Annotated in this window: 4 protein-coding genes and 3 tRNA genes; all 7 read right to left on the bottom strand. The window is 43.0% G+C overall.

Annotation, left to right across the window (positions count from 1 at the left end; genetic code table 11):
• Positions 1–276: 276 nt before the first annotated feature.
• Positions 277–684, bottom strand: coding sequence for a ribosome-binding factor A (locus tag FTU29_RS14865; RefSeq protein ID WP_078189413.1), 408 nt, complete (start codon positions 682–684; stop codon positions 277–279).
• The gene (gene infB / locus FTU29_RS14860) at positions 684–3,377 is read right to left on the bottom strand and encodes a translation initiation factor IF-2 (protein ID WP_078192557.1); all 2,694 of its coding nucleotides are present in this window, start codon (positions 3,375–3,377) and stop codon (positions 684–686) included. The genes FTU29_RS14865 and infB overlap by 1 nt, the downstream gene beginning before the upstream one ends.
• Positions 3,378–3,387: 10 nt before the next feature.
• Entirely contained in the window at positions 3,388–4,872 is a 1,485-nt protein-coding gene (gene nusA, locus FTU29_RS14855; RefSeq protein WP_078192558.1) for a transcription termination factor NusA, read from the bottom strand.
• Between the two features lie 35 nt (positions 4,873–4,907).
• Complete coding sequence (gene rimP, locus FTU29_RS14850; RefSeq protein ID WP_078192559.1) at positions 4,908–5,432, bottom strand: ribosome maturation factor RimP; 525 nt, start codon at positions 5,430–5,432, stop codon at positions 4,908–4,910.
• 216 nt (positions 5,433–5,648) lie between these two features.
• Positions 5,649–5,725 (bottom strand) — tRNA-Met (locus FTU29_RS14845).
• A gap of 90 nt (positions 5,726–5,815) precedes the next feature.
• A tRNA-Met gene (locus FTU29_RS14840) sits at positions 5,816–5,892 on the bottom strand.
• A gap of 58 nt (positions 5,893–5,950) precedes the next feature.
• A tRNA-Met gene (locus tag FTU29_RS14835) sits at positions 5,951–6,027 on the bottom strand.
• Between the last annotated feature and the right edge of the window lie 18 nt (positions 6,028–6,045).

Raw genomic sequence — 6,045 nt, 5'->3', positions numbered from 1 at the left:
ACTGTGTTTCAGAAAGCTTCTTTGAATCGATATATTTCATCCGCAGATTATGCATGAATATTTAAAATTCTTCGGTACAAATAATCAGCAAGAGACTGTTCGTTTTTTGATTTATGAAAGAGGCTTATTATTTTTACAGATTGGCGGATTAAATATCATGTTCGACCTGTCTTTCATTGGCATATTATAATTTTAAAGTGATTGAGTTTTTAAATTACCGTTATTCAAACATAAAAAAGCCACCCAAAGGTGGCTTTTTTCATTCAGCGAACTGAATTATTCATCATCTTTTTTTGCTTCGTCAGTAGGAGGTAAGTCCTTGACCGCTTCCGCAATTAGACCAAACATATAGTTGCCATAAGCATTTGTTTTATCGTAATGGAAACGCAAACGTGGCGTAATACGTGTTTTGATACGACGGCTTAGTTCATGACGCAAGAAACCAGATGCTTTATTCAAGACATCTAAAGTCTCTTTATTTGCGGCTTCACTTTGCTCATCGCCTAGCTCACGACCCATTACAGTCACATAAACTTCGGCATATCCTAAGTCTGGGCTCACCTTCACGGCAGAGATGGTCACGAGACCACCTAAGCGTGGATCTTTCAGCTCCTGACGGATCAGTTCTGACAACTCACGTTGTACTGTATCCGCCATACGCTTCAGACGTTGACTACCCGCCATTAAAGACTCCGTTTAATCAATTGAACATCGTACACTTCGATCTTATCTTGTGCTTTGATGTCTTTATAGCCTTTCACCGCAAGACCACATTCCATACCGGCACGAACTTCTTCAACCACATCTTTGTAGCGACGAAGAGATTCAAGCTCGCCTTGGAATACCACCACGTCATCACGTAATACGCGAATCGGTTTATTACGGTGTAATGTACCTTCAAGTACCATACAACCTGCAGCAGCACCGAATTTACTTGAGTGGAACACTTCACGTACTTCAGCAACACCCAGAATTGTTTCACGGTGTTCAGGCGCTAATTTACCGCTCATCGCATCTTTCACATCATCAATTAATTGATAGATGATCGAGTAGTAACGAATGTCGATACCATCAGCATCAGCTTTTTGACGTGCAGTATTATCAGCACGTACGTTAAAGCCGAGAAGAACCGCTTCTGATGATTCAGCAAGTGTTACGTCAGACTCAGTGATCGCACCAACACCTGAACCAATAATACGTACTTTCACTTCATCAGTTGCAAGTTCAGCAAGTGCAACGTGTAATGCTTCCAAAGTACCACGTACGTCTGTTTTCAATACCACGTTGACAATAGGCACATCTTTCTTGCCCATAGACGCCATGATATTTTCAAGACGCATCGCAGATTGACGCTCAAGACGTTTTTGACGTTCACGATCCATACGCGCATCAGCAACTTCACGTGCTTTTTTCTCGTCATTTACAACAAGAACTTCATCACCCGCCATTGGCGCTTCTGGTAGACCCAAGATTTCCACAGGAATCGAAGGACCAGCAGATTTAATACGTTGACCATTTTCATCTGTCATCGCACGTACACGACCGTATGACGAACCTGCAAGAACAAGGTCACCCACTTTCAATGTACCGTTTTGAACAAGAATCGATGTTACCGCACCACGCCCTTTGTCTACACGTGCTTCAATTACAACACCTTGTGCTGCACCCTCTTCAGATGCTTTAAGCTCAAGAAGTTCGGCTTGAATTGAGATCAAGTCAAGAAGTTCGTCGATACCTGCACCGGTGTGCGCAGAAACCATTGCCACTGGAACGTCACCGCCCCATTGCTCAGGTACGATTTCTTTCGTCGTCAACTCATTCAATACGCGATCTGGATCAGCAGACTCTTTATCCATTTTATTGATAGCAACAATAATTGGCGTACCTGCTGCACGTGCATGGTCAATCGCTTCCGCAGTTTGTGGCATAACACCATCATCTGCTGCAACAACCAACACTACGATATCTGTAGATTTCGCACCACGTGAACGCATTGCAGTAAATGCTGCGTGTCCCGGTGTATCTAAGAAAGTAATAATACCTTTTTCAGTTTTCACATGGTAAGCACCAATATGCTGTGTGATACCACCTGCTTCACCTGCAGCCACTTTAGAGCGACGAATACGGTCAAGAAGTGATGTTTTACCATGGTCAACGTGACCCATAATTGTCACAACTGGCGGACGAGTGGTTTGGACACCACGCGCTTCTTCAGCTGCTTCAAGTAAGTTGTCTTCTGCTTGTGTATCCGAAACAAGTACTGGATTGTGACCCATTTCTTCAACAACAAGTGCTGCAATTTCTTGATCAATCGCTTGGTTTTGAGTAACCAATTCGCCCATTTTCATGAGTGATTTGATAACTTCGCGAACTTTAACCGCCATTTTCGCAGCCAAGTCAGCAACAACAATTGTTTCACCAATTTCAACATCATAAACTTGTTTTTTAACTGGTTTTTCAAAGCCATGCTTGTTCGCTTGACTTGTTTTCAAACCACGTTTATGTGAGTTATCACGGAAAGATTGCTCTTCGCCACGACGACCACCTTTTTTAGGTGAACGTGAATTGTTGGTATTGGTACCACGTTTAATTTCACGGTCTTCTTTCGCAAATGAATCTTCATATGCCTGACCTACAAGGCCGGCAGCAAGCGGAGAATCATCTACAACACGAATGGTCGCAGTAGTGTCTTCGTTAGAATACTTAGACGCCATTTGACGCATTTGCTCAAGCGTACGTTGTTGCGCTTCTTCAGCGGCTTTACGACGCGCCGCTTCTTCTACAGCTTTCAATTGTGCTGCTTGAGCTTCACGTGCTTTTTTCTGTTCTAGAGTTTCAACAGGTTTTGTAATTGGCTTGTTGTTTGACTTACGTTTTACAACAACCGCAGCTTTCGGTGTTTCTTGCTTCGCATGTTCTTGCTTCGCAGCAGCGCGCATTGCTTCTAAAGCTTGTTTCGCTTTAGATACTGGTTGTTGCTTCGGTTCTTCAGCTTTCGCTTCAACCTTAGGTTCCTGTTTACGTGCTTGTTGGTCAGCTTGTGCTTTCGCTAATGCTTCAGCTTTAATTTGCTCAGGATCCGGTTTAACAAATGTATGTTTCTTACGAACTTCTACATTAATCGTTTTTGCCTTGCCCGATGTACTCGCCACTTTAGCAGTACTGGTAGTTTTACGTTTCAACGTGATTTGTCCTGCATTGCCCGCATCCTGACCATGAACTTTTTTCAAATGGTTAACGAGGGCATTTTGTTGTTCAGTGGAGATAATATCGTCAGGTTTAGTTTGTGGTAAACCCGCATCACGAACCTGTTCCAGTAGCTTCTCAACTGGACGACCCACGCTGAGAGCTAACTCCTTAATCGACTTGTCCGTCATATATTACCTCCTAGTTAAACCATGATTCGCGCGCTTTCATAATAAGTTGACCTGCTTTTTCAGCACCTAAACCTTCGATATCAGAGATATCGTCAGTGGCTTGATCTGCAAGATCATCTACAGTTACCACACCGCGAGCGGCAAGCGCATATGCGATTTCTTTAGTCACGCCTTCCATTGCAGCAAGCTCTTCGCTTGGCTCTTGGATGTTTTCTTGTTGCTTCAATGCATCAGCCAATGCAATTTCTTTTGCACGACCTTGTAGCATTTCAACAGTTTCAGCATCAAGTTCGATCTCATCGAATGTTTCCGCAGGAACATACGCGATTTCTTCTAATGATGTGAAACCCATTTCAACTAACGCCATCGCTAAGTCTTCATCAATATCTAGACGTGTAACAAACATATCTAAATATTGTTGCGCTTCGTTTTGTTGGCGTGCGTGATATTCTTCTTCAAGCATCATATTGAGCTTGTAACCAGTCAATTCAGATGCTAAGCGTACGTTTTGACCTTGAGAGCCAATTGCACGTGCTAACTGATCACTCGTTGCAAAAATAATATCTGCAGTACGTTCTTCTTCATCAATCACGATACCTGATACATCAGCAGGCTCTAGAGCACTTGCAATGTACTGTGCCGCGTCATCAGACCAAACGACTACATCAATACGCTCACCATTTAACTCTGATTGAACTGCTTGGATACGTGTACCACGCATACCAATACATGCACCTACAGGATCAATACGGTGATCGTTTGTTTTCACAGCGATTTTAGCACGAACGCCAGGTTGGCGTGCAGCAGCCTTAATCTCAATAATTTCTTCAGCAATTTCAGGAATTTCTTTCTTCATCAATGCAATGAGCATTTCTGGTTTAGAACGAGAAAGTAATAACTGAGCACCACGGCCTTCACGGTTTACGTTAAACAAAATCGCGTTTACACGTTGTTTAGGACGTAGAATTTCTTTAGCGATCATTTCTTCACGCGCAAGATATGCTTCTGCATTGTCACCTAAATCAATAATAAAGCCATCTTTGGTTTGTTTTTTCACTTCACCGTAGATGAGTTCACCAACTTTAGATTCGTAAGCATCTGCAATTAGCGCACGCTCTGCTTCACGAATTTTTTGAACAATCACTTGTTTCGCAATTTGTGCCGCAATACGACCAAAATCAATCGATTCAACTTCAAGTTCACGGATATCCCCAATTGCCCATTTTGCAGGATCTACATCAGAGATCGCATCTTGGCATGCTGGCATTTCGTGATCTTCGTCGGCAACCACTTCCCATTGACGGAAAGTACGGTAATCACCAGTACGACGGTCGATTTCTACACGTAGACGAGCTTCTTCCGAGTGAGTTCCCTCGTAGAATTTCTTCTTAGTCGCTGCAACTAAAGCTTGTTCAAGCGCTTCAAAAATTGCATCACGACTTACACCTTTTTCGTTACTAACCGTTTCTACTACGGTAAGAATTTCACGAGCCATAAGTCACCTATTCGTTCAGATTCTTATTTATTAAATTAATCTTGGAAAACCAGATTTGCTTTATCAATATTGTGGCTGTCAATATCCAACACTTGTTGCTTTTCAACTTCAACCTGAATCATTTCGTTCTCAAGGTCTACGTTAACAAGTTTGGCTTGGAATTTACGACGATTATCTACAGCACTGATCAAACGCAAAGCGACTTGCTGACCAATGTATGCCGTCATTTGTTCCAATTTAAAGAACTGACGATCCCAACCTGGAGATGACACTTCTAATGCATATTCGCCTGAAATTGGATCATGTACATCCAACATCGCACCCACTTGCTGAGTGACACGAACACAGTCCTGCACGCCGATACCACGGCCTTGCTCAACTTCGCCATCTTCATTGATGACAGGTTCTGCATTTTCATCAACTTCACGGTCGATATAAATACGTAACAGTGAACGTTTTCCTTGAGGTTGGAAATCAATCCCCCAAAGTTCTACATCACATGCTTGCACCGCTGGGGCAATTAAGTCCTGAAGTGCTTGAGTTTTATTTGATAGCTTCATTTACTCTCGTCAAATTTGTGCGATTCGATGGTCGAAATGACCACTACAGACCAATGCGAAACTATAGTAGTAGTGAAACATGACGGTTTGACCAAAATACTGTCGACACTACACGATAGCCAATAAAAAAGGGCGTAAATCGCCCCATTATTACACAGAAAACCATAGTCCACTGTGCAAAAAGGCCCACCTAGTTGTGAGCCTCTTTTAGAAACTTGGTAGCGGGAGCTGGATTTGAACCAACGACCTTCGGGTTATGAGCCCGACGAGCTACCAGACTGCTCCATCCCGCATCAACATGCAAAAATTATATACAATTTCTTGGTCATTTTCAATCTAAAACAACCTGAAGAATTGCCCTACTGAGTTGCATCTCAGAGGATTGGTAGCGGGAGCTGGATTTGAACCAACGACCTTCGGGTTATGAGCCCGACGAGCTACCAGACTGCTCCATCCCGCATCAACATCACAATGACTTTCAGATAAACTGCTTATATAGATTGTGTGCTATATAAGATTGGTAGCGGGGGCTGGATTTGAACCAACGACCTTCGGGTTATGAGCCCGACGAGCTACCAGACTGCTCCACCCCGCATCAATATGCAAATAGTTT

Source organism: Acinetobacter sp. YH12086 (assembly GCF_013419345.1).
GTDB classification, from domain to species: domain Bacteria; phylum Pseudomonadota; class Gammaproteobacteria; order Pseudomonadales; family Moraxellaceae; genus Acinetobacter; species Acinetobacter amyesii.
This window is presented reverse-complemented; position numbering and strand designations above follow the sequence as displayed.